The sequence below is a fragment of the Micromonospora sp. AB353 genome, assembly GCF_049538395.1.
GTDB lineage: Bacteria > Actinomycetota > Actinomycetes > Mycobacteriales > Micromonosporaceae > Micromonospora > Micromonospora aurantiaca.
Map to the genome: position 1 here is coordinate 1 of NZ_JBMVFV010000011.1, position 23,261 is coordinate 23,261.

The following is a 23,261-nucleotide window of genomic DNA, read 5'->3' on the forward strand; positions in this document are numbered from 1 at the left end:
GCGGACCGGTCGGCGTGCCGACCGGCGAACCCGTGGAGGTGTCCCAATGAGCCTGTCGCCGGTCGAGGGCGTCGCGCTCGCCGAGATCGAGTCGCCCGGCGAGGGTGACGAGAACGGTAAGAAGGAGTTCGTCGGCCGGTCACCCGGCCAGCTCGCCCTCGCGCGGCTCAGGCGGGACCGCACCGCGCTGATCAGCGGCGGCCTGCTGGCGTTCTTCGTGCTCGTCGCGCTCGCCGTACCGCTCATCGAGGCGCTGTACGGGGTGGGCCCGAAGGAGCAGTTCCAGAGCCGCCTCGACGGCTACGGCATGCCGTTGGGCTACGCCGGCGGCGTGACCGGGGAGCACTGGTTCGGGCTGGAACCCGGTCTCGGCCGGGACATCTTCATCCGGATGGTGCACGGACTGCGGACGTCGCTGTTCATCGCGTTCGCGGCGGCCGTGCTGACCGCGGTGATCGGCGTGACGCTCGGGACGCTCGCCGGCTACCTGGGCGGCTGGCTGGACACGGTGATCAACTGGATCACCGACCTGACCCTGGCCATGCCGTTCCTGATCATCGCGCTGGCCCTGATGCCGACCGTCGCGCTGCGCTTCTACGGACAGCGCGAGGCCGTGCCGGCGTACTTCCAGATCGGTGTGCTCATCGCGATCTTCGCCCTGTTCGGCTGGACCGGTACGGCCCGGCTGGTCCGGGGTCAGATCATCGCGCTGCGCGAACGCGAGTTCGTTGAGGCGGCGCGGGCCAGCGGCGCGGGTCTCGGGCACATGCTGTTCCGCCAGTTGCTGCCGAACGCCTGGGCGCCGATCCTGGTCGCCTTCTCGCTGGCGGTGCCGCAGTACATCACCAGCGAGGCCGCGCTGTCGTTCATCGGCGTCGGGCTCACCGACGAGACGCCGAGCTTCGGCCGCATGATCTACCGCAGCCTCGACTACCTGCAGACCGACCCGGCGTACGTCTTCTTCCCGGGCATCACCATCTTCGCGCTCGTGTTCGCCTTCAACCTCTTCGGTGACGCGCTGCGCGACGCGCTCGACCCGAAGTCGTCCCGGTAGGAGGCCGGTCCATGACGCGATTCCTCATCCGCCGGCTGCTGTCCGCCGCGCTCACACTGTTCGCGGTGAGCGTGCTGAGCTTCCTGATGTTCTTCGCGCTGCCCCGCGACCCGGTCACCGGCATGTGCCCGAAGAACTGCAACCCGGAGCGGCTGGAGCGGGTCCGCCAGGAGCTGGGCCTGCGTGATCCGCTGATCAGCCAGTACGCCGGCTACATGAAGGGCATCTTCACCGGCCGGGACCTGGGCAGCGCCCAGGGCGGCCGGTGCGACGCCCCCTGCCTCGGCTGGTCGTACGTGTCGAACGAGGCGGTCTCCGACACCATCGCCCGGGTGCTGCCGGTGACGCTGAGCATCGTCATCCCGGCGGCCATCCTGTGGCTGCTGCTCGGCGTCGGTCTGGGCATGCTCTCGGCGCTGCGCCGGGGCAGCTGGCTGGACCGGGCGGCGATCGGCTTCTCGCTCACCGGTGCCTCGTTGCAGCTCTACTTCGTCGGCGCGGTGCTGCTCATCGTCTTCGTCTACAACCTGCGCCTGCTGCCGGTACCGAGCTACACCTCGTTGTTCGACAATCCGTTGAAGTGGACGAGCGGGCTGGTGCTGGCCTGGGTGGCGCTGGCGTTCCTCTTCTCCGCGATCTACGCGCGACTGTCCCGGGCGCAGATGCTGGAGACACTCTCGGAGGACTTCGTCCGGACCGCGCGGGCGAAGGGCCTGGCCAAACGCAAGGTGTACGGCCGGCACGCGCTGCGCGCCGCGATCACACCGGTGGTGACGATCGCCGGTCTGGACGTGGGCGGGGCGCTGGGCGGCACGGTGATCACCGAGACGACATTCGGTCTGAACGGGATGGGGCGTACCGCTGTCGACGCGGTCCGCTCGGGTGACCTGCCGACGATCATGGCGACCGTGCTGATCGCGGCGGTCTTCGTGGTGCTGGCGAACGTGGTGGTGGACCTGCTCTACGCGGTGATCGACCCGCGGGTACGGCTCGGCTGAACCGCGACGAAATTTATCGACAACTGTTATCCAACTCGTAGCTTTTCTTCTTTACGATCCTCGGGACGTCGGCGGATGCGCTCGGCGCACGGGTGGAGGAGGTAGGACATGCGACCACGCGCAGCGGCCGCCGCTGGCGGCGCCATCGCACTGGTTGTGGCACTCGGTGCCTGCTCGGAGAACACGGGCGAAGGCACCACTGTGGACGGCAACCGGCAGCAGACCGGGGTCATCGCGACCGACCCCAAGGACTCACAGGGCCCGGCCGCCGAGATCGACGGCGCGGCCAAGGGCGGGACGTTCACCATCATCCGGGAGACCCCGATCTCCCACCTGGACCCGCAGCGGACGTACTCGTTCGCCGGTCTGATGGCCAACCCGCTCTTCGCCCGCTACCTGACCACCTGGAAGGACGACGGCAAGGGCGGCCTGGTCCTCGTGGGTGACCTGGCCGAGACCCCGGGCAAGAACGTCAACAACGACTGCAAGGTCTGGGAATTCACCATCAAGGACGGGGTGAAGTTCGAGGACGGCAGCCCGATCACCTCGAAGGAGATCGCGTACGGCATCGCCCGCTCCTTCGACCCCGACCTCACCGGCGGCCCCACCTACATCCAGGAGTGGCTGGCCGACACCGCGCAGTACGACACCAAGTGGGACTTCAAGAAGAACAAGACGTCGCTGCCGCCGGGCCTGACCACGCCGGACGACAAGACGCTGCGCTTCGAGTTCGCCAAGCCCCGCTGCGACCTGCCGTTCGCGGTCTCGCTGCCCACCACGGCGCCGCTCAAGCCGGAGAAGGACACCGGGGTCAACCTGGACCAGAAGCCGTTCTCGTCCGGCCCGTACAAGATCGCCAAGAACCAGGTCGGGGTCCAGCTCACGCTCGACCGCAACCCGAACTGGGACGCGAAGACCGACCCGGTGCGGCACCAGTACCCGGACCAGTTCGTGTGGAGCTTCGGCCCGACCGCCGACGCCGCGAACAACCGGGTGATCGCGGACAACGGCGCCGACCAGAGCGCGCTGGCGTTCAACTCGGTGCCGGCCTCGCTCGTGGCGAAGGTGGCCGGTGACCCGGCGCTGAAGTCCCGCACGCTGCTGTCCCCGACCCCGAGTGCCAACCAGCTCGTGATCAACACCCAGCGGGTCAAGGATCTGAAGATCCGCCAGGCGCTCAACTACGCGATCGACCGCGAGGGCCTGGTCAAGGCGCTCGGCGGCCAGACCGTCGCGCAGCCGATCACCACGCTGATGCCGCCGTCGACAATCGGCTACAAGGCGTACGACGCGTACCCGGCGGGCGCCAACGGCAACGTGGAGAAGGCCAAGGAGCTGCTCGGCGGTCAGACGCCGGAGCTGGTCCTCGGCGTCGCCGACAACACCACCGAGCAGGCGGAGGCGGTCCAGCTCAAGGGCAACCTGGAGCGCGCCGGCTTCAAGATCACGGTGCGGAACATCCCGGACGACGCGAAGCTGGACGAGGTCAAGAAGAAGAACAACCCCTGGGACCTGTACATCGGCAACTGGGCGGCGGACTGGCCGAGCGGCGCGTCGATCCTGCCGGTGCTCTACGACGGCCGGACCATCAAGGCCGAGGGCAACAGCAACCAGTCGTACTTCAACGACGACGCGATCAACGCCGAGATGGATCGGATCCTGGCGCTGCCGCCGTCCGAGCAGGGCCCGGAGTGGGGCAAGCTCGACGAGCGGATCATGAAGGAGCACGCGCCTGTGGTGCCGCTCTACGTGGACGTGGCGTACAACGTGCACGGGTCGAAGGCGGGCGGGGTGTTCATCTCCTCCGTGTTCGGCTACCCGAACTTCGTCAACGCCTACGTCAAGCAGTAGCCGGTAGCTGAAGGAAGGGCCCCTTGTTAACGCCTCGCGTTAACAAGGGGCCCTTCCTCTGCCGCAGGCGTTAAAAGGGGGCCCTTCCTTACAAGTAGCGGCGGAGGAAGTCCAGCTCCAGCCGGAGCAGGCGCTCGGACACGCCGCCGGCGGCCAGGTGGCTCGCGCCGGTGAGCGGCAGCACCGCGTGCGGGCGGCCCGTCGCCAGCAGCGCCGCCGACAACCGCAGCGTGTGCGCGGCCAGCACGTTGTCGTCGGCCAGGCCGTGCACCAGCAGCATCGGCCGGGCCTGCGCCGGGTCGCCCAGCGGCTCGGCGGCCAGCTCGACCAGCGAGTGGTGGGCGTACACGTCCATCCCGTCGTCCGGCATGCCCAGGTAGCGCTCGCTGTACGCGGTGTCGTACAACGCCCAGTCGGTGACCGGCGCGCCGACGATCGCGCACTTGAACAACTCGGGGTGACGCAGCACCGCGAGCCCGGCCAGCCAGCCGCCGAACGACCAGCCGCGTACCGCCACCCGTTCCAGGTCCAGATCCGGGTGCTTGTCGGCGAGCGCGGTGAGCGCGTCCACCTGGTCGGTGAGGATCACGTCGGCGACCCGCCTGTGGATCGCCTTCTCGAACGACGGCGCGATGCCCGGCGTACCCCGGTTGTCGATGGTGACCACCGCGAAGCCCTGCTCGGCCCACCACTGCCGTTCCAGCCAGACTCCGCGGGCCGCCACCACCTCCTGGTGGCCGGGGCCGCCGTAGACGTCCAGCAGCACCGGCAGCCGGGTGCCCTTGACGTGCTCGGCCGGGTAGAGCACCGCGCTTGGTAGCCGCCTGTCGGTCACCCGGACCATCGTCGGCCGCGGCGCGTACGAGCAGGTGGCGGCGAACGAGCGCAACTCGGCCACCTCGCGGTCGCCGTGCCACACCCGCCAGCGGACCCCGGCGTGCTCCAGCGACGCGATGCCCACCGCCAGCGTGGACCCGCCGATCGAGGCGGTGTGCCAGCCGGGGTCGCTGCCCATCCGGCGGGCGTCCATGCCGCCGCCGATGGTGGTTCGCACCCGGTAGAGGTGGCGCTGGCTCGGTTCGCCCTCGCTCGCCTCCACCAGCAGGTCGGCCGCCGCGTTCGGACCGTTCGGCAGCCGTCCGACCACCCGCCGCACGTACAGCGACGGCGGGGTGAGCAGCGTGCCGTCGGCGAACAGGCAGCGGGCGTCGTACCCGTCGTGGGCCAGCTCGCCGCCGACCAGCACCCGCCCGTCGGGCAGGTGTGCCGGGGTGCCGGGGATCGGCTCCACCCAGCGTGGGTCGGCCAGCTCGGCGTGCACCTGCGTCTCCCCGGTGCGCGGGTCGACGGCGAGCACCAGGCCGTGCTGCTGCGAGCGGCGCAGCACGGTGATCAGCGGTCCGCCCTCGGTCCAGTCCACCGAACTCAGGTACGGATAGGTCTCCCGGTCCCAGTGCACGTCGACCCAGCCGCCGTCGAGGTCGAGCAGGTGCAGGCTGACCTCCGCGTTCGGCCCGCCCGCCACGGGGTACGCGAGCGACGTCGGCGGGGTCGCCGGGTCGGCCGGGTCGTGCAGGTACCAGCGTTCCAGGCGGGACTCGTCGACCCGGGCGGCCAGCACGCTGCGCCCGTCCGGCGCCCACCAGTAGCCCCGGTAGCGGTGGAACTCCTCGGCCGCGATGTGTTCGGCCAGCCCCCAGGTGACGCCGTGGTCCTCCCCGGCGAGCAGGTTGTCCGTGCCGTCCGGCTCCACCACCCGCAACTGGCCCCGGCGCACCCCCTCGGCGGCGTCGGTGACGTACGCGAGCCGCTCGCCGGCCGGGTCGGGGCGCGGGTCGATGACCGGCCCGATCGCCGCCACCTCGATCACGTCGCCGTGCACCAGGTCGGCCCGGAACAGCCGCCCGGCCAGCGCGAACGCGGCGACCCGGCCGGCCGAGTCAAGCGCGTACGAGCCGATGGCGCCGGAGCTGAGCCGCAACCGTTCGCGCAGCGCCCGTTCGCCGGGGGCGAGGCGGGCCGGCTCGGCGTCGGTGCCCAGCAGCACCGCCGGGTCCGCTACCAGTCGTTCCTCGCCGCTGTCGACGTCGAGCAGCCAGAGCGCGTCGGCCGGGTCCTCCGGTCCCGCGGAACGCAGGAAGATCACCCGGGCGCCGTCGCCCGCGACGGTGACGGCACGCGGCGCCCCGTGGCTGAACCGACGGGTACGGGCGGCCAGCTCGGGAAAGTCCACGCCTGCAGCGTAGGCGGGCGCCGGAGGTGATGTGGCCGACCTGGGCGGACGCATCACCGTCGAGCGGGCAGGACCGCCGGTTAGAGTGACGGGCGTGACGACGCTGCCCGACCGACGCCTTCTGCTGGTCCACGCGCATCCGGACGACGAGTCGATCGGGACCGGCGCGACGATGGCGCACTACGCCGCCACCGGCGCCCACGTCACGCTCGTGACGTGCACGCTGGGCGAGGAGGGCGAGATCCACGTCCCGGCGCTGGCGCAGCTCGGCGCGGCCGAGGCGGACCAGCTCGGCGGCTACCGGATCGGCGAGCTGGCGGCCGCCTGCGCCGCGCTCGGCGTGACCGACCACCGGTTCCTCGGCGGCGCGGGCCGCTACCGCGACTCCGGCATGATGGGCATGGCCACGAACGAGCACCCGCGGGCGTTCTGGCAGGCCGACCTGGACACCGCCGCCGGGTACCTGGTGGAGGTCATCCGCGAGGTCCGCCCGCAGGTGCTGGTCACGTACGACCCGGACGGCTTCTACGGCCACCCGGACCACATCCAGGCGCACCGGGTGGCGATGCGGGCGGTGGAGCTGGCCGCGGCCGAGGGGATCGCCCCGGCGAAGGTCTACTGGACGGCGATGCCGCGCAGCGTGCTCGACGCGGGCCTGGAGACGTTCACCGAGTCGTCTGACAATCCGTTCGCCGGCATCGAGAGCGCCGACGAGCTGCCGTTCGGCACGCCTGATGCGGAGATCGCCGCGCGGATCGACGGCACCGACCAGCACGCCGCCAAGGAGGCGGCGATGCGGGCCCACGCCACCCAGATCCCGGCGAACTCGTGGCTCTACTCGATCGCCGGCAACTTCGGCGGCGAGTTCATGGGCGTCGAGTACTTCACGCTCGCGGTCGGCGAGAAGGGGCCGGGTGCCGGACCGTACGGCTGGGAGGACGACCTCTTCGCCGGCATCGCCCTGGACGACCCGCGGCGGTCCCCGGTCGCGGCGGCCGGTCTCCGGTGACGCTGCCGGCCGTACCCGTGTCGACAGTCCCCGAGCAGCCGCCGACGGCCGCGACGCCGAGCCCGGCGGAGCGGGTGCTCGACCGCGCGCTGCGGGTGGCCGGCGGCGTCGTGACGGTCTGGGCCGGCGTCCTGCTGGCGTTGCTCGACCTGATCTTCGCGACGTGGGCCTGGGAGACGGTGCAGGGCCGCTCCGGCGGGCTGCGGGCGCTGCTCGGTATCGGCCTGGTGGCCGCCGGTGTCGTCGCCGTGGTGGCGACGACGGTGCTGCTGGGCCGGTTCGCCCACCGGTCGACGGGTACGCGCTGGGCGGTGGTGCTCGGCGCGTTGCCGTGGTTCCTGGTGATCGTGGTGGGGGGTTTCCGGACCGTCGAGGGCGATCTGGCGCTCGCCGGTGACAACGTGCTCGGCCTCGCGTTGATCGTGGCCGGCGCGGTCACGTTCGCGGTGCTGGGCTTCCGGCACCTGGTGACGCCGCCCGACGCACGGTGAGGTGCTGACGCCGCACAGCTCGCGGTGGTAGACATTCCAGCCAAGAGGCCCGCCGAGGGAGCGGGCGGTACGGCGGGAGGCGTGCGATGGGTCAGCGGTGGCGTGCGGTAGGCGTGCTGGCGGCCGCGTTGTTCGGGGTGAACGTGGTGGCCCGGCTGGTCATCAGATTCGCGTTCCCGGACGACGACACCGCCTCCGGCCGCGTCTCGCTCGCCATGTTCCTGGTCATCGGGCTGATCCTGGCCGGCACCGCGTTCCGGTGGGGCGCCGACCGGCCGCTGGGCCGCTGGGCCGGTGACCTGGCCGCCGCGGTCGCGGTCGCGCTGGCGCTCACCGTGTTCGTCGGTCCGCTGCTGGTCGGGGAGAACCCGTTCGGCGGCGGCGCGGGACTGTTCTTCGCCCAGATCTGGCTCTATCTCGCGGCCACCGCGGCGGGCGTGCTGGCCGGCTACCTGATCCTGACCGCGCTGGGCCGGGACTACCGGTCCCGCCAGCTCAAGCGGTACGCCGAGATGAAGCGCACCCGGCCTCGCAAGATCGTCCGGCGCTGACCGGGGTGCCGCTCAGGCCGCCGGGGCGACCCGGGTCAGGTAGGTGTGGTGGGTGGTGAAGCCGAGCCGCCGGTAGAGCGCCACCGCCCCGGTGTTGCTCTGCTCGACCTGAAGGAACGCGTGGGTGGCGCCCTCGGCGGCGCCCCAGGCGGCCAGGGCGCGGACGACCGCGGCGGCGAGCCCTCGGCGGCGCGCCTGCGGCACCGTCTCCAGCAGGCTGACGCCGAGCCAGCGGCCCCCGCCGGTCACCGTGCCCCGCCCGACCGCGAGCAGCCGGCCGTCCTCGCGCAGTTCGGCGAAGCGGGCCCGGGGCGTCCCGGTGAGCACCTGCCGGGCGGCGTCCGGCAGCCCGCCCTTGCGGCCGGCGGCGATCGCCAGCCAGTCGTCGGCCGGCGCGTCCGCCAGCGTCACCGGCGGCACGCCGGCGGCGGCGTCGGCCGGCAGCGGGGCGTCGGCGGGTAGCGGTCCGGCGCCCGGCAGTGGGATGGCGGCCGGCAGGGGGACGGCGGGCGGCGGCACGGTCAGGGTGCGCAGCGGGACGGTCTGCACCAGCACCGGCGGCCGGGACGTCCAGCCGCGCGCGTCCAGCTCCGCGCCGACCGGCGCGGCGAGCGGCAGCGGGGTGTTCACCAGGGCGGGCCCGCCGCGCTCGGCGTACCAGCGCTGCACCGCGTCCAGCGCGGCGGGCAGCGGCCGGTCCGGGTCGCCGACCGGCAGCGCGCTGTTCGCCCGGCCGGTCCAGCCGTCGGCCCAGCGCAGCCGCCAGTCGCCGAGCCGTCCGCGTACCGGCGCGGGCCACGCCTCGTCGGCGGCCAGTTCCAGCGCGACCACCGCGGCGGCGGTGGGCCGCCGGGCCGGCGGCACCCGCTTGGCCCGGTGCACCTCGGCCACCGGTACGCGCAGCGGCCCGGCGTCGGTGGACAGAGTGATGTGGGTCTCGCTCAGCTCCACGAGCTCGCCGAGCGCGTCGGAGAACAGCGTGCGGCCCTCGCGAATCCCCACAATCCGGCGGACCACGATCCGGTGTCCCACGTCCTGCTGTCGGAGCACGATCGACCCCCTCCCCGGCGAGATACTAGGCTCTTACCGTTGCGGTTGATCGCGACGAGTCTTGCGGAGGAGAAGACCGGTGACCTACATCATCGCCGAGCCGTGCGTGGATGTGCTCGACAAGGCATGCATCGAGGAGTGCCCGGTCGACTGCATCTACGAGGGCAACCGGATGCTCTACATCCACCCCGACGAGTGCGTCGACTGTGGTGCCTGTGAGCCGGTCTGCCCGGTGGAAGCGATCTTCTACGAGGACGACGTCCCGGAGCAGTGGAAGGACTACACCGGGGCCAACTACGAGTTCTTCGAGGATCTGGGCTCGCCCGGGGGCGCCTCGAAGATCGGCAAGGTGGAGAAGGACGCCACCTTCGTCGCCGCGCAGCCGCCGCGCGGCGAGGGCCACTGAACCGGCGCTCGCCGGTCTCGGCACGGCTGCCCGACTTCACCTGGGACACCCTGGACGCCGCGGCCGCCACGGCCGCGGCGCACCCGGGCGGTCTCATCAACCTGTCGATGGGCACGCCGGTCGACCCGGTGCCGGAGCTGATCCGCCGGGCCCTGGCCGACGCGTCGAACGCGCCGGGCTACCCGCTGACCGCCGGTACGCCCGCCCTGCGGGACGCGATCGCGGCGTGGGTCGCGCGGGCCTGCGGCGCGGGCGTCGACGGCCTGGGTGTGCTGCCGACGATCGGCTCCAAGGAGCTGGTGGCCTGGCTGCCCACGCTGCTCGGGCTCGGCCCCGGTGACGTCGTGGTGGTGCCGTCGGTGGCCTACCCGACCTACGAGGACGGGGCCCGGCTGGCCGGCGCGACGACGGTACGCACCGACTCGCTGACCGCGCTGGGCCCGGATCCCCGGGTCCGCCTGGTCTGGGTCAACTCGCCCGGTAACCCGACCGGCCGGGTGTTGCCCGCCGCCCACCTGCGCAAGGTGGTCGAGTGGGCGCGCGAGCGCGGTGCGGTGGTCGCCAGCGACGAGTGCTACCTGCCGCTTGGCTGGGACGCCGAGCCCGTCTCGGTGCTCTCGCCCGAGGTGTGCGGCGGCTCGTACGACGGCGTGCTGGCGGTGCACTCGCTGTCCAAGCGCTCCAACCTGGCCGGCTACCGGGCCGGTTTCGTCGCCGGTGACCCGGCGCTGGTGGCCGAGCTGCTCAAGATCCGCAAGCACGCGGGTCTGATCGTGCCGGCGCCGGTGCAGGCCGCGATGGTGGCCGCGCTGGGCGACCAGGAGCACGCCGACGCCCAGCGGGAGCGCTACCGCGTCCGGCGGGAGAAGCTGCGCGCGGCGTTCACCGCCGCCGGCTTCACCGTCGAGCACTCGGAGGCCGGGCTCTACCTCTGGCTCACCCGGGACGAGGACTGCTGGGAGACAGTGGACTGGCTGGCCCGCCGGGGCATCCTGGTGGCCGCCGGTGTCTTCTACGGCCCGGCCGGCGCCCGGCACGTCCGGGTGGCCCTCACCGAGTCCGACGAGCACGTGGACGCGGTGGCCGGGCGGCTCGCCGAGGCCTGACGTGGCGGGCGGGCTGGCGCGGGCGGCGGTGGTCGGCACCGGGCTGATCGGCGGTTCGGTGCTGCTGCGGCTGCACGCCGCCGGGCTGGACGTCGCCGGCTGGGATCCCGATCCGGCGGCCCGCCGGCAGGTACGCGACCGGGGCGTCGACGCGCCCGACACGCTCGAGGAGGCGGTCACCGGCCGGGACGTGGTGTTCCTCTGCGGCCCGCTGCCCACGCTGCCGGCGACGCTGGCCCGGGTCGCCGCCGTGACCGACGACGACTGCGTGCTCACCGACGTGGGCAGCGTCAAGGCCGAGGTGAGCACCGCCGCCACCGTGCAAGGGCTCGGGCACCGGGTCGTACCGGGCCACCCGATGGCCGGCGCGGATCGGGCCGGAGCGGGCGCGGCCGGCCCGGACCTGCTCGACGGCGCCGCTTGGGTGCTCTGCCCGGGGCCGGCCGGCCTGGGCGCGTTCCGGCGGCTGGCGGTGCTGCTGGTGGACGTCTTCCACGCCCGGGTGGTGCCGATGTCCGCCCCGGAGCACGACGGCGCCGCCGCGCTCGCCTCGCACGTACCGCACGTGCTGGCGGGAGCGCTGGCCGGCACCGTGCACCGGTCGGCGTTGCGGGACGCGGTGCTGACGCTCGCCGCCGGCAGCTTCTCCGACGGCACCCGGGTCGCCGGTGGGCCGCCCGAACGGACCGCGAACATGCTGCTCGGCAACCGGGACCGCGTCCTCGCCGAACTGGACGCGCTCGGCGCGTTCCTGAGCGAGCTGACCGAGGCGCTGCGCGGTGGCGACGCGGGTGCGCTGGCGGACCGGTTCGCCGAGGGACGGGACGTCCGCGCGACCCTGCGGGCGCGTACGTTCAGCACGCACCGGCGGGAGTTCCCGGCCGCCGCCGACCACGCGGGCGAGCTGGCGTACCTGCGGGAGCTGGGCGCGGCGGGCGGTCACCTGAGCGGGGTACGGGAGGCGGCCGGCGCGGTCACCTACATGGGGCACCTGCCGGCCACCCCGCCGTTAGGCTGAGCGGCATGGCTGACGCACCGGTCGTGGCGGTACGCGGTGAGGCGTACCGGGAGGTGGCTCCCGAGCTGGCCCGGTTCACGGTGACGGCGGTGGCGCGCGACCGGGACCGGGAGACCACGCTGACCCGGCTGGCCGAACGGGCCGCCGCGGTGCGCGCGCTGCTCGACGCGGCCGAGCCGGCGGTGGAGCGCCGGGAGACCGGCCAGGTCCACGTCTGGCCGGTGACGAAGCGCGCCGGCGAGCGGGTGGTGGCCTACCAGGGCAGCGTGAGCACCACCGTCACGACCACCGACTTCACCGCGCTCGGCGAGCTGATGCTCCGCCTGGCCGACCAGGAGCAGGTCGAGGTGGCCGGGCCGGTGTGGTCGCTGCGTCCGGACAGCCCGGCCTACCGGGAGGCGCGGCAGGCCGCCATCGCCGACGCGCTGGTCCGGGCCCGGGAGTACGCCGAGGCGCTCGGCGCCCGGGTGATCGCGCTGCGCGAGCTGTCCGACACCGGGATGAGCGCCGGGCCGCCGATGATGATGGTCGGGGCGGCGTACTCGCGCTCCGGCGAGCCGGAGCGCGAACTGGAACTGGACCCGGCGCCGCAACCGGTGCAGGCGGCGGTCGAGGCGCGGTTCACCATCAGCGAGCCGGTGCTGGGCTGATGCCGGCGGCGGAGGTGCTCGGGCTCGACGAGCTGGTCGTCCGGGCGCGCGCGCTGGCCGAGGCCGGTCCGCGTCAGCTGCTCGGCATCGCCGGCGCGCCCGGTGCGGGCAAGTCCACCCTGGCGGGACGGATCGTGGCCGCGCTCGGCCCGGTCGCCCGGCTGGTCCCGATGGACGGCTTCCACCTGGCCGGGTCGGCGCTGGAACGGCTCGGCCGGGCCGGGCGCAAGGGCGCGCCGGACACGTTCGACGTCAACGGCTTCGTCTCCGTGCTGCGCCGGTTGCGCCGGCTGGAACCGACGTCGGTGTGGGTGCCGGAGTTCCGCCGCGACCTGGAGGAGCCGGTCGCCGGGGCGATCGAGGTGCCGCCCGAGGTGCGCCTGGTGGTCACCGAGGGCAACTACCTGCTGCTGCGGGACGACCCGTGGGAGGAGGTGCGCACCCTCGTACACCGGATCTGGTTCCTGGACCTGGACGCGGAGCTGCGGCTGCGCCGGCTCACCGCGCGCCACGAGGCGTACGGGAAGTCGCCGGAGCAGGCCCGCGCCTGGGCGCTCGGCAGCGACGAGGAGAACGCCCGGCGGGTGGCCGGCACGGCCGAGTACGCCGACCTGGTGGTACGCCTGGCCGACCCGCCGCAGGCGTGACGCGGCCGACCCGCCGCCGCAGTGGCGCACGGTCAGCCGGTCCGCTGGCGCGGCGACGGCACGGTGCGGCGCAGCAGCCGCGCCACCACCGCCCGTTCGCGGGTGAACTCCACCGCCTCCGGGTAGCCGCTGTGGCTGCGGATGGGCGGGTCGGCCACCTCGCCGCCGGACGGGTGCAGCGCCTCCGGGTCGGCCACCGGCACGTCCCGTTGACCGGCGCTGACCTGCCAGCCCAGCGGGTCGGTGTCCCGCCAGAAGTTCGTCCAGGCCACATGCCCCCCGGGCCAGGTGAGCGCACCGGCCAGCGCCCGCAGCCGTTCCGGCCCGAAGTAGGACGGGAAGACCCGCCCGTAGAGCCGGGTGAGCTGGCAGCCGTAGGAGAAGAACCAGGTTCGCCGCCGCCACCGGCGGGGCAGTTGCAGCAGTACCGCGGCGCAGATGACGGTGCCCTGGCTGTGCCCGGAGAGGATGACGCCGTCCATCCGGTCGCCGTGGTGCGGCGGCAGCGCCAGCAGGCCCGCCACCCGGGTCTGGAGTTCCGGTACGGCGCGTTCGGCGTAGCTGGGCGGCGCGAGCGGATGCGCGGCCCGGGGCCAGAACGTGCACACGTCCCAGATCACGCCGACCGAGCGGCGTACCGAGTCGGTGCGGTAGACGAGCAGCCCGAGCGCCGCCATCACCACCGGCAGCCAGCCGAGGAGCGCGTCGCCGCGCTCGGCGGTCCAGTGGATGGCGGTATGCCAGCCGGACGGGGACAGCGGGCTGGGCCGCTCGCCGGACAGGGCGGCGGCGCAGCAGAGGGTGACCAGGACGGCGCAGAACGCGGCGTAGCAGCCCAGCAGCCGTACCGCGTGCTCGCCGATCAGCCGGTGCAGCGCCCGGTAGGTGCTGACGTCGCGGCAGCGCCGCAGGTCGTGTGCGGACAGGCCGGGGGTGGCGGCCAGCCGGGCGTACTCCACCCGGCGCAGCCGGTGCAGCAGGACGACGGCTCGGATCAGCAGTCCGATCAGCGCGGCCAGGCCGATCGCGCAGGCCAGCCCGGCCCAGAAGACGGCCAGTGGCGGCACGACCCGGCTCGGGCCGCTCGGCTCGGCCGACGCGTCGAGCCGGTCGCTGACCCAGTAGAGCAGCCCGGCGCAGTACGCCACCGCCATCATCCAGCCGAATCCGGCGATGACGGCCGGGGCGCAGCCGCGCCAGGCGAGATCGGTGTACGCGCCGAGCGGCTGGGTCGGCACCGCCGGTCGCAGGCGGGGCAGGAACAGTCCGGCGGCGGCCAGCGCGACGGCCGGAGCGACGAGAACCCAGGTGCGCACCTCGCCCGGCGCGGCGGGCAGCACGGGCAGCCCGCGTTCGATCCAGGTCGCGCCGACCGGCAGCAGCACCATCCCGGCGACGGGGCCGATCAGCGCCCGGCGACCGGAGCGGTTCGCCGCGGCGATGGCGAGCAGCAACAGCACCTGGTACGCGAGCAACCACGCGACAGCCGTGTCGTACCCGGGCAGTGACCTGTCGGTGCGGCAGCCGGCGGTGACCGGCTGCGCCGTGCACCCGTCCGGCGGCCGGTACGCCGACAGCGGCTGCCCGGCCGCCCCGTCGGGGAGCAGCAGCAGGGTGAACGCCCCGATCAGTCCGAGCGCGGTGAGCGCCACGACCGCCGCGCTCCACCGGCCGAGCGGGGTGGCGCCCTGCCGCCGGCTGAGCCACGGCCGGGCGACGGCTACCACGGCGATCACCACCACGGCGGCGAGCAGCGCCACTGTGGGCCAGGCGACGGCGGCCCGTACACCTCGTGGCGGGTCCATGATCATCACGGCGGCGACCGGTACGGCGGCGGCGCTGACCGCCCCGGTGCACAGGTGCAGCACGGCGGTCCGGCGCAGTTGCCCCTCCCCGTTCCAGAACGTCGGGTCCTGGAGCGGGTTCCGTGGGGGTTCACGCGGGTCCGGCCGTCCGTCCGGCTCGCCGTCCTCCCGGGCCGGCGCGTGGTGGTGCGGGTCCGCGGGCATCTGCGCCTCGTACTGGTAGGTGCGGAAGGCGACGAGCCCGATCCCGGCCAGCACGAGCAGTGGCAGCAGCAGCCCGAGCGCGAGCGTCCGGGTGCCCTCACGCCACCAGGGGTCGCCGAGGAACTCCCACGGCCCGGGTATCTTGCCGAGGCAGTCCGCCCCGACGCACTGCCAGGCGATGAGGTCCACGCCCACGCCGGTCACCGTGACGACGAGCGTGCAGGTCAGGCTCAGGCAGAACAGGCGGATGAGCCAGGCGGTGATGCCGGACCGGCTGGCCCAGCGTTCCTGGTCCGGGTCGGGCGGGATGCCGGCGCGGGCGTGCAGCGCGACGTTCGCCAGCGCGAAAGGGAGCATCAGCGTCCACAGCGCCCGTTCCACGTCCCGCCGGGTCCGCGCGCCGGAGGTCAACTGCCCCCAGCTGTACGCCTCGACGGTGATCGGGTCGTCCCGGCCCGCTGCGCTGGACCGGTAGAAGCCGGTGGTCTGACCGCCGGCGACAAGTGTTGGTTGCGCACCGTCACCGTTGGCGCCGGCGGTCAGGCCGAGCAGCTGATCCGGCGGGGTGTTGGAGACCCCGTGCACCCGCAGTTCGAGAACCCGTTCCATTGTGCCTCCCGGTAAACGCGCTACTACCCAGAGTGCGCGACGGGGCGGGAATCCGCATCCGCTGGAACGGTTGTTTCCGCAGCTCAGGACGGCTGGTCGAGGTTCCTGATCGGGCGGGCGGGGTTGCCCACCGCCACCACGTTCGCCGGCAGGTCGCGCGTCACGACCGCGCCGGCGCCGACCACCGTGTTCTCGCCGATGGTCACTCCGGCCAGCACGATCACCCCGCCGCCGAGCCAGACGTTGTCACCGATGGTGATCGGTTGCGCGGACTCCCACTTGGCTCGGCGCGCCTCCGGTTCCACCGGGTGGGTCGCGGTGAGCAGTTGCACGTTCGGTCCGATCTGGACGTCCGCGCCGATGGTGATGCGGGCGACGTCGAGGAACACCGCGTTGAAGTTGACGAACGTCCGCGCGCCGATGTGCGTCTGGTGTCCGTAGTCGCAGTACAGCGGCGGCCGGATCCAGGCGTCCTCGCCGAGCGAGCCGAGCAGTTCGCGCAGCGCGGCGAGGCGGCCCGCCGGATCGTCGGCGGCGCTGCGGTTGAAGCGTTCGCTGAGCCGGGCCGCCCGTTCCAGGTCGGCGATGATCGCGGGATCGTCGGCGATGTACTGCTCGCCGGCCAGCATCCGATCCTTCATGGAGGTCATCGTTCGATCGTCCCGGCCCGCTCCGGTGGGTGGCGGCGATTCCGTCGGATCGGCGACTTCCCGATGCATACGCGGTATGCAATCCTGATATCCGCGTCGATGTGTCTCTCATCGATGAAACGTTCGACGAAGGAGGAAGGTTGCTCCGGAACCGCAGAAAGCTGACGGCGTTCGGCCTCGGCCTGACGCTGGCGCTCGGCCTGCCGGTGCCCGCGCTGGCCGCCGCGCCCACGACGCCGACCGGCCCGTCCGCCCGTACCGGGCCGTCCGCCCCCGCCGGCGTCCCACCGGTCACCGTCACCCTGATCACCGGCGACCGGGTCACCGTCGCCTCGGGCGGCCGTGCCGCGGTACGCCCCGGCACCGGCCGCGCCGGCATCCAGTTCCTGGTCGGACGGGAGCGCGACCGGCTCACCGTGACGCCGCAGGACGCGCTCCCGCTGGTCCGCGCCGGCAAGCTCGACCGGCGCCTGTTCGACGTCAGCGGGCTGATCGAGGCCGGGTACGACGACGCGCGGCGCGGCAGCGTACCGCTGCTCGTGACGTACCGGCCAGGGGTTACCCGGCGGACGGCGGCCCCGCTCGCCGGCGTGCGGGTGACCCGCGACCTGCCGGCGATCGCCGGCGCGGCGGTCGTCGCCGACAAGGGTGACACCGGGGCGCTCTGGAAGGCGGTGAGCGCCGACCGCTCCGGTGCCCGGCTCGACGCGGCGGGGGGTGTCGACCGGATCTGGCTGGACGGCCGGCGGCGGCTGACACTCGACCACAGCGTGCCGCAGATCGGCGCGCCGACCGCGTGGGCGGCCGGCTATACCGGTAAGGGCGTGCGGGTCGCGGTGCTCGACACCGGCGTCGACCTCAGCCACCCGGACCTGGCCGGCAAGGTCGCCGAGTCGCGCAACTTCACCGAGGAGGCGGACCCGGACGACATCGTCGGGCACGGCACGCACGTGGCCTCCACCATCGCCGGCAGCGGCGCCGCCTCGGGCGGGAAGTACCGGGGTGTGGCGCCGGACGCCACGCTGCTGTCCGGGAAGGTCTGCGAGGTCTACGGCTGCACCGAGTCGGCCATCCTGGCCGGCATGCAGTGGGCCGCTGCCGAACAGCACGCCACAGTGGTCAACATGAGCCTCAGCGGCGGCGACACCCCCGAGGTGGACCCGCTGGAGGAGGCGGTCGGAACGCTCACCGAGCAACACGGGACGCTGTTCGTGATCTCCGCCGGCAACGACGGCGCCGACGGCTCGGTCGGCTCGCCGGCCACCGCCGACGCCGCGCTCGCGGTCGGCGCGGTCGACCGGGACGACGCGCTCGCCGACTTCTCCAGCCGCGGTCCCCGGGTCGGCGACGGGGCGATCAAGCCGGACATCACCGCGCCGGGTGTGGAGATCGTGGCCGCGCGGGCCGCGCACGGCCAGATCGGCGACCCGGTGGGGGACCGGTACGCCTCGCTGTCCGGCACGTCGATGGCCGCCCCGCACGTGGCCGGCGCGGTCGCGCTGCTCGCCCAGCAGCACCCCGGCTGGACGCCCGAGCGCTACAAGGCGACGCTGATGGCCTCGGCGAAGCCGCACCCGGACCAGACCGCGTTCCAGCAGGGCGCGGGCCGGGTCGACGTCGCCCGCGCGATCACCCAGCAGGTGACGAGCGAACCGGCCTCCGTCTCGTTCGGCGTGGCGGCCTGGCCGCACACCGACGACAAGCCGATCAGCCGGACGGTCACCTACCGCAACGGCGGGACCGCCCCGCTCACGCTCGACCTGAGCACGCAGTTCACCGGACCGGGCGGGCGGACCGCGCCGGCCGGCATGCTGACCCTCAGCACCTCCCGGCTCACCGTTCCGGCGGGCGGCAGCGCCCAGGTGACGGTGGTGATCGACACCCGGCTCGGTGGCGCCGACGGCTACTGGACCGGCCGCCTGCTCGCCCGCGCCGGCGACACGGTGGCGGTGACCCCGCTCGCGGTCGACCGCGAGGTGGAGAGCTACGACCTGACCGTGACCCACCGCAACCGCTCCGGTGCCCTGACCGACGGCTACTACACCGTTCTGCTCGGGCTCGACGCCGGTAGCTACCGGGACGTCTACGGCGCCGGCGGCGAGACCCGGATCCGGGTGCCGAAGGGCCGGTACGGCGTACAGAGCCTGATCTTCGTCGACGGTGACCAGGGCTGGTCGGAGGTCTCCTTCCTGGCCCAGCCGGAACTGGTGGTGGCCGGGAACCAGCGGCTCACGCTGGACGCCCGGCGGGCGAAGCCGATCCGCACCACGGTGCCGCAGCGCGGCGCGGCGCCACTGCTGATCGACCTCACCGCGGCCTGGGGATTCGGCGACTACTACAACAGCTTCGGGCTGTGGACCGACAGGTTCGAGGGCCTCTACTCGGCCCAGATCGGCCGCACCGTCTCCGACAGGGTCTTCGTCGGCGCGCTCGCCAGCCAGTGGGCCGAGCCGACAGCGCCCGAGCGCAGCCCGTACTTCTACGGCCTGAACGACCTGTTCCCGGGCCGGTTCCCGACCGGCTTCGTCCGGCACTACCGGCCGGCCGACCTGGCCACCGTCACGAACCGGTTCGCCGCCGGCTACGCCGGGATGGAGAACGAACTGGTCGTCTACGCGGAGCGCGACTACAACATGGGCGGCTCGGCGATCGTCGTGCCCGTCCAGGTGCCGGGCAAGCGGATCGACCACCTCAGCGTCACCCGCACCCGCTGGAGTGCCGAACTGGCCTTCGGTGAGCGGTCCGAGGAGGGCTGGCTGGAGCCGCGGGCGGCGCTGGAACGAGTGCCGACCCGCTACCGGGCCGGGCACACCTACCGGGACGAGTGGAACAAGGCCCCGTTCGGCCCGTCGTTCCCGCAGCCGCAGTGGCCGGAACAGGGCATCACGCGGACCGGCGACACCGTCATCGTCTCGCTGCCGGTGCACAGCGACGCGGCCGGGCACCCGGGCGGCTCGCTCAACGACACCGAGCACACCCGGCTCTACCGCAACGGCAAGCTGGTCGACGAGTCGCCCTACCCGGGGTACGGCGAGTTCACCGTGCCGCCGGGAACGGCGAACTACCGGGTGGAGACCAGTGCGACGCGCGGCTTCACCGACCTGAGCACCGAGGTGTCGGCGAGCTGGACGTTCCGCTCCAAGCGGGTGCCGGGTGACGTACCGGCCCGGCTGCCGGCCATGGCGGTCCGGTTCACCCCGCCACTGGCGGTGGACAGCTCCGCCCCGGCGGGCCGGACGTTCACCGTGCCGGTGACCGTGCAACGTCAGCCCGGTGCGCCGTCCGGCCGGGTCGTGGCGCTCACCGTCGACGTCTCCTACGACGGTGGGAAGACCTGGCAGAAGGCGGCGCTGAAGAAGCAGGGCGGGGCGTGGACGGCCACCGTCCGGCACCCGGCCGGCCCGGGGTACGCGTCGCTGCGGGCCACCGCCCGGGACGACGCCGGCAACACAGTGACCCAGCGGATCATCCAGGCGTACCGCCTGCGGTGAGCCGGCCGTCCGGGTCCGCGCGCGCCGCGCGGACCCGGACGGGGGTACGGCTCAGTCGTTGGCGTGCAGCGCCGCGTTGAGCGTGATGCCCTGGCCGGTACGAGGCTTCGCCTCCAGCGCGCCGGTCACCGAGTTGCGCCAGAACAGCAGCCCGTCGACGCCGGACAACTCGCGGGCCTTGACCGTCCGGCCGTCCGGCAGGGTGATCTTCGAGGCGGCGGTGATGTAGCAGCCGGCCTCCACCACGCAGTCGTCGCCGAGCGTGATGCCGACACCGGCGTTCGCGCCGACCAGGCTCCGCTCACCGATGCGCACCTTCTCCGTGCCGCCGCCGGAGAGCGTGCCCATGATCGAGGCGCCACCGCCGATGTCGGAGCCGTCGCCGACCACCACGCCCTGCACGATCCGGCCCTCGACCATCGAGGTACCCAGCGTGCCCGCGTTGAAGTTGACGAAGCCCTCGTGCATCACGGTGGTGCCGGCGGACAGGTACGCGCCCAGCCGGACCCGGTCCGCGTCGGCGATCCGCACCCCGGACGGCACCACGTAGTCGGTCATCCGGGGGAACTTGTCCACCCCGTACACGGACAGGTGGCGGCCGGCGGCCCGCTCGATGACGCGCAGCTCGTCCACCCGCTCCGGCGGGCACGGCCCGGCCGACGTCCAGGCCACGTTCGCCAGCTTGCCGAAGATGCCGTCGAGGTTCAGCTCGTTCGGTCGCACCAGGCGGTGGGAGAGCAGGTGCAACCGCAGGTACGCGTCGGCGGCGTCCTTGATCGGGTCGTCCAGCGAGCCGATCAGCGTGGTCACCTCGACAGTGCGCAACCCGGGCAGCGTCCGCTCGCCGATCGCACCCGGCGGCAGGTCGAGCACGTCGGCCCGGTCCTCGCCGGGCACCAGCGGCAGCTCGCCCAGGCCCAGTTTGCCGGTCGGGTACCAGGTGTCGAGCACCTGGTCCTGCGCGGTGACGGTGGCCAGGCCGATACCCCAGGCGGATGGTGCGGACGTCACGGTGACACCTCTCTGCTCCGGCGGCGGCGTCCGCCGCTGCTCGCGGCCGGGGGCGCGGCACGTGTTCCTCGCGCCCACCGAGGATGACGGTACCGTGCGAGACATGCAGAACCCGTTGACCCCCGAGGTCCTGGCCGATCCGGTGGCGCTCACCCGCGCCCTGGTCGACATCGAGTCGGTATCCCTCAACGAGAAGGCCATCGCCGACTGCGTGGAGGAGGTGCTGCGCGGTGTGCCGCACCTGACCACCTACCGGCACTCGAACACCGTGATGGCCCGTACCGACCTGGGCCGGGCACAGCGCGTGGTGCTCGCCGGCCACCTGGACACCGTTCCGCTCAACGGCAACTTCCCCTCGACCATGCGCGGCGACCTGATGTACGGCTGCGGCACCTCCGACATGAAGTCCGGCGTCGCGTTCGCGCTGCACCTGGCGGTGACGCTGCCCGACCCGCGCTACGACGTCACGTACTTCTTCTACGAGGCCGAGGAGATCGAGTCGAAGTACAACGGCCTCACCCTGGTCGCGCAGAGCCACCCGGAGTGGCTGGAGGCCGACTTCGCGGTGCTGCTGGAGCCGACGTACGGGATCGTCGAGGCGGGCTGCCAGGGCACCATGCGGGCGGTGGTCACCACGCACGGCGAGCGGGCCCACGCGGCGCGCTCCTGGCACGGGGTGAACGCCATCCACGGCGCGAGCGAGGTGCTGCGGCGGCTGACCGCGTACGAGGCCCGCCGGGTGACGATCGAGGGCTGCGACTACCGCGAGGGTCTCAACGCGGTGCGGATCACCGGCGGGGTGGCCGGCAACGTCATCCCCGACCGCTGCGAGATCGAGATCAACTACCGGTACGCGCCGGACCGCGACCCGGCGGGCGCCGAGGCGCACCTGCGCGAGGTCTTCGCCGGCTTCGAGCTGGAGGTCACCGACGCGGCGGCCGGCGCGCCGCCCGGGCTGGAGAGCCCGGCGGCGCAGGAGTTCCTGGCGGCGGTCGGTGCCGCGCCGATCGGCAAGCTGGGCTGGACGGACGTGGCGCGGTTCGCGGCCATGGGCATTCCCGCGCTGAACTTCGGCCCCGGCGACCCGAACCTGGCGCACCACAAGGACGAGCACGTCGAGCTGACCAAGATCCGGGACGGCGCGGCGACGCTGCACCGCTGGCTGGCCCCGGCCTGACGCGCGGCGACCACCGGGGTCCGCGCCCGCCGCGCGGGCCCCGGTGATCGTCAGACGGTCGTCGTCAGGGGTGCTTCCGCCTCGCCGGTCTCGCCGGTCAGGTCGGACCGGTGGGTCTCCATCATCCGGGCGCGGCGGCGCTCGGCCACCACGTCACGGATCCGCCGCTGCATCTGACGGCGGATCCGGATCATCTCGCTGTTACTGATCAACGCTGGCTCCTCCCCCGAAGGCGCGTCGCCCGGGGTATACCGGGTATGTGAATAGTAAGACGTACGTGCGACCGAATTAGTTGCCCGGATCCCAAAGATTTCTCCGGCTCCCGGGCCTGCGCGCCGCGCCGGAGCCCCTCTACTACGGTGAGCCCATGGGCGAGAGCAGGGGAATGTCGGCCGGGCACGGCCAGCGGGAGGAGCGGAACCGGGGAGAACGGCACCGTGGCGCGGTGACGCTGCGCAACCGGGCGATTCCGACGAGTACGGCCGACCAGCGGCTGCTCGACTCCCGGGGACGCAGCGACTGGAAGACCAAGGACGCCTGGCGCGCGCTGCGGATCCTCTCCGAGTTCGTCGAGGGCTTCGACACCCTCGCCGACCTGCCCCCGGCGGTCAGCGTCTTCGGCTCCGCCCGCAGCAAGCCGGACAGCCCGGAGTGCCGGATGGCCGAGGAGCTGGGCGGCGCCCTCGCCCGGGCCGGGTACGCGGTGATCACCGGCGGCGGTCCCGGCGTGATGGAGGCCGCCAACCGGGGCGCCGGTGAGGCCGGCGGCCTCTCCGTCGGGCTCGGCATCGAGCTGCCGTTCGAACAGGGCCTCAACGACTGGGTCGACCTGGCCATCGACTTCCGCTACTTCTTCGCCCGCAAGACCATGTTCGTCAAGTACGCCCAGGCGTTCGTGGTGCTCCCCGGCGGCTTCGGCACCCTGGACGAGTTGTTCGAGGCGCTCACCCTGGTGCAGACCGGCAAGGTGACCCGCTTCCCGGTCGTGCTGATGGGCACCGACTACTGGCGCGGGCTGCTCGACTGGCTGCGCGGCACCATGGCCGCCGAGGGCAAGATCGGCCCGTCCGACCTCGACCTGATCCGCCTCACCGACGACGTCAACGAGGCGGTCCGGCACATCGTCGAGGCCGAGGCCGTGCTCTCCGCCGAGCAGGAGGCGGTCCGCGAGGAGGCGGTCGCCCGGGTGGCCGCCGACCAGCGCGCCGCCGCCGAGGCCGCCCCCGAGGGCCCGGCTGGACGGAGCTGAC

20 protein-coding genes are annotated in these 23,261 nt (G+C 73.2%); 14 read left to right on the forward strand and 6 right to left on the reverse strand.

Annotated elements, in window-relative coordinates:
- The first annotated feature begins 46 nt into the window (after positions 1–46).
- The 3 genes from ACPCK6_RS07765 (at position 47) to ACPCK6_RS07775 (ending at position 3,903) form a co-directional block, all read left to right on the forward strand.
- Positions 47–1,054, forward strand: a complete 1,008-nt coding sequence (locus ACPCK6_RS07765) for an ABC transporter permease (protein ID WP_396881108.1) — start codon at positions 47–49, stop codon at positions 1,052–1,054.
- An 11-nt stretch (positions 1,055–1,065) separates the two neighbouring features.
- Complete coding sequence (locus ACPCK6_RS07770) at positions 1,066–2,052, forward strand: ABC transporter permease (protein WP_013288442.1); 987 nt, start codon at positions 1,066–1,068, stop codon at positions 2,050–2,052.
- Positions 2,053–2,160: 108 nt separating this feature from the next.
- Entirely contained in the window at positions 2,161–3,903 is a 1,743-nt protein-coding gene (locus ACPCK6_RS07775; protein WP_194800443.1) for an ABC transporter substrate-binding protein, read from the forward strand.
- 88 nt (positions 3,904–3,991) lie between these two features.
- On the opposite strand, the gene ACPCK6_RS07780 is transcribed toward ACPCK6_RS07775, so the two are convergent.
- The gene (locus tag ACPCK6_RS07780; protein ID WP_423480738.1) at positions 3,992–6,136 is read right to left on the reverse strand and encodes a prolyl oligopeptidase family serine peptidase; all 2,145 of its coding nucleotides are present in this window, start codon (positions 6,134–6,136) and stop codon (positions 3,992–3,994) included.
- Positions 6,137–6,221: 85 nt separating this feature from the next.
- Between ACPCK6_RS07780 and mshB the strand changes: the two genes are divergently transcribed.
- The 3 genes from mshB (at position 6,222) to ACPCK6_RS07795 (ending at position 8,187) form a co-directional block, all read left to right on the forward strand.
- On the forward strand, positions 6,222–7,145 hold the full coding sequence (gene mshB, locus ACPCK6_RS07785) for an N-acetyl-1-D-myo-inositol-2-amino-2-deoxy-alpha-D-glucopyranoside deacetylase (RefSeq protein ID WP_423480739.1): 924 nt from the start codon (positions 6,222–6,224) through the stop codon (positions 7,143–7,145).
- A gap of 17 nt (positions 7,146–7,162) precedes the next feature.
- Positions 7,163–7,636: a hypothetical protein gene (locus ACPCK6_RS07790; RefSeq protein ID WP_423480740.1), complete on the forward strand. Its 474-nt coding sequence runs from the start codon at positions 7,163–7,165 to the stop codon at positions 7,634–7,636.
- Between the two features lie 86 nt (positions 7,637–7,722).
- Positions 7,723–8,187 carry a hypothetical protein gene (locus ACPCK6_RS07795; RefSeq protein WP_423480741.1) on the forward strand — a complete coding sequence of 155 codons (465 nt, stop codon included), beginning with the start codon at positions 7,723–7,725 and terminating at the stop codon, positions 8,185–8,187.
- Between the two features lie 12 nt (positions 8,188–8,199).
- Here ACPCK6_RS07795 and ACPCK6_RS07800 read toward each other — a convergent pair whose 3' ends face one another.
- Complete coding sequence (locus tag ACPCK6_RS07800) at positions 8,200–9,237, reverse strand: GNAT family N-acetyltransferase (protein ID WP_423480742.1); 1,038 nt, start codon at positions 9,235–9,237, stop codon at positions 8,200–8,202.
- A 79-nt stretch (positions 9,238–9,316) separates the two neighbouring features.
- On the opposite strand from ACPCK6_RS07800, the gene fdxA reads away from it, so the two are divergent.
- The 5 genes from fdxA to ACPCK6_RS07825 are packed head-to-tail and all read left to right on the forward strand — an operon-like array spanning position 9,317 to position 13,064.
- Complete coding sequence (gene fdxA / locus ACPCK6_RS07805) at positions 9,317–9,643, forward strand: ferredoxin (RefSeq protein WP_007464872.1); 327 nt, start codon at positions 9,317–9,319, stop codon at positions 9,641–9,643.
- Positions 9,640–10,749 (forward strand): succinyldiaminopimelate transaminase, encoded by a 1,110-nt coding sequence (gene dapC / locus ACPCK6_RS07810; RefSeq protein ID WP_396881383.1) that lies wholly within the window; start codon positions 9,640–9,642, stop codon positions 10,747–10,749. Before fdxA ends, dapC begins: the two co-directional genes overlap by 4 nt.
- A gap of 1 nt (position 10,750) precedes the next feature.
- On the forward strand, positions 10,751–11,767 hold the full coding sequence (locus ACPCK6_RS07815; protein WP_423480743.1) for a prephenate dehydrogenase: 1,017 nt from the start codon (positions 10,751–10,753) through the stop codon (positions 11,765–11,767).
- Positions 11,768–11,772: 5 nt separating this feature from the next.
- Positions 11,773–12,417: an SIMPL domain-containing protein gene (locus ACPCK6_RS07820; RefSeq protein ID WP_396881115.1), complete on the forward strand. Its 645-nt coding sequence runs from the start codon at positions 11,773–11,775 to the stop codon at positions 12,415–12,417.
- Positions 12,417–13,064 carry a nucleoside/nucleotide kinase family protein gene (locus ACPCK6_RS07825; protein ID WP_396881116.1) on the forward strand — a complete coding sequence of 216 codons (648 nt, stop codon included), beginning with the start codon at positions 12,417–12,419 and terminating at the stop codon, positions 13,062–13,064. The genes ACPCK6_RS07820 and ACPCK6_RS07825 overlap by 1 nt, the downstream gene beginning before the upstream one ends.
- Positions 13,065–13,096: 32 nt before the next feature.
- On the opposite strand, the gene ACPCK6_RS07830 is transcribed toward ACPCK6_RS07825, so the two are convergent.
- Both ACPCK6_RS07830 and ACPCK6_RS07835 read right to left on the reverse strand, forming a co-directional pair.
- Complete coding sequence (locus ACPCK6_RS07830; protein ID WP_423480744.1) at positions 13,097–15,682, reverse strand: hypothetical protein; 2,586 nt, start codon at positions 15,680–15,682, stop codon at positions 13,097–13,099.
- A gap of 83 nt (positions 15,683–15,765) precedes the next feature.
- On the reverse strand, positions 15,766–16,332 hold the full coding sequence (locus ACPCK6_RS07835; protein WP_396881118.1) for a sugar O-acetyltransferase: 567 nt from the start codon (positions 16,330–16,332) through the stop codon (positions 15,766–15,768).
- 140 nt (positions 16,333–16,472) lie between these two features.
- On the opposite strand from ACPCK6_RS07835, the gene ACPCK6_RS07840 reads away from it, so the two are divergent.
- Positions 16,473–19,823, forward strand: a complete 3,351-nt coding sequence (locus tag ACPCK6_RS07840; RefSeq protein WP_423480745.1) for a S8 family serine peptidase — start codon at positions 16,473–16,475, stop codon at positions 19,821–19,823.
- A 51-nt stretch (positions 19,824–19,874) separates the two neighbouring features.
- On the opposite strand, the gene dapD is transcribed toward ACPCK6_RS07840, so the two are convergent.
- Positions 19,875–20,834, reverse strand: coding sequence for a 2,3,4,5-tetrahydropyridine-2,6-dicarboxylate N-succinyltransferase (gene dapD / locus ACPCK6_RS07845; RefSeq protein WP_396881120.1), 960 nt, complete (start codon positions 20,832–20,834; stop codon positions 19,875–19,877).
- Between the two features lie 103 nt (positions 20,835–20,937).
- On the opposite strand from dapD, the gene dapE reads away from it, so the two are divergent.
- Positions 20,938–22,011, forward strand: coding sequence for a succinyl-diaminopimelate desuccinylase (gene dapE / locus ACPCK6_RS07850; RefSeq protein ID WP_396881121.1), 1,074 nt, complete (start codon positions 20,938–20,940; stop codon positions 22,009–22,011).
- Between the two features lie 50 nt (positions 22,012–22,061).
- Here the strand turns inward: dapE and ACPCK6_RS07855 are convergent, their stop codons facing one another.
- Positions 22,062–22,223 carry a hypothetical protein gene (locus tag ACPCK6_RS07855; RefSeq protein ID WP_013288426.1) on the reverse strand — a complete coding sequence of 54 codons (162 nt, stop codon included), beginning with the start codon at positions 22,221–22,223 and terminating at the stop codon, positions 22,062–22,064.
- Positions 22,224–22,378: 155 nt separating this feature from the next.
- Between ACPCK6_RS07855 and ACPCK6_RS07860 the strand changes: the two genes are divergently transcribed.
- On the forward strand, positions 22,379–23,260 hold the full coding sequence (locus tag ACPCK6_RS07860; RefSeq protein WP_318335606.1) for an LOG family protein: 882 nt from the start codon (positions 22,379–22,381) through the stop codon (positions 23,258–23,260).
- The last annotated feature ends 1 nt before the right edge of the window (position 23,261 follow it).

Excerpts from the sequence above, each read along its gene's own strand:
- dapE (WP_396881121.1), top strand. The coding sequence starts at position 20,938 with ATGCAGAACCCGTTGACCCCCGAGGTCCTGGCCGATCCGGTGGCGCTC.
- ACPCK6_RS07860 (WP_318335606.1), top strand. The coding sequence starts at position 22,379 with ATGGGCGAGAGCAGGGGAATGTCGGCCGGGCACGGCCAGCGGGAGGAG.
- ACPCK6_RS07820 (WP_396881115.1), top strand. The coding sequence starts at position 11,773 with ATGGCTGACGCACCGGTCGTGGCGGTACGCGGTGAGGCGTACCGGGAG.
- ACPCK6_RS07765 (WP_396881108.1), top strand. The coding sequence starts at position 47 with ATGAGCCTGTCGCCGGTCGAGGGCGTCGCGCTCGCCGAGATCGAGTCG.
- ACPCK6_RS07825 (WP_396881116.1), top strand. The coding sequence starts at position 12,417 with ATGCCGGCGGCGGAGGTGCTCGGGCTCGACGAGCTGGTCGTCCGGGCG.
- ACPCK6_RS07795 (WP_423480741.1), top strand. The coding sequence starts at position 7,723 with ATGGGTCAGCGGTGGCGTGCGGTAGGCGTGCTGGCGGCCGCGTTGTTC.
- ACPCK6_RS07775 (WP_194800443.1), top strand. The coding sequence starts at position 2,161 with ATGCGACCACGCGCAGCGGCCGCCGCTGGCGGCGCCATCGCACTGGTT.
- ACPCK6_RS07770 (WP_013288442.1), top strand. The coding sequence starts at position 1,066 with ATGACGCGATTCCTCATCCGCCGGCTGCTGTCCGCCGCGCTCACACTG.
- ACPCK6_RS07835 (WP_396881118.1), bottom strand. The coding sequence starts at position 16,332 with ATGACCTCCATGAAGGATCGGATGCTGGCCGGCGAGCAGTACATCGCC.
- ACPCK6_RS07830 (WP_423480744.1), bottom strand. The coding sequence starts at position 15,682 with ATGGAACGGGTTCTCGAACTGCGGGTGCACGGGGTCTCCAACACCCCG.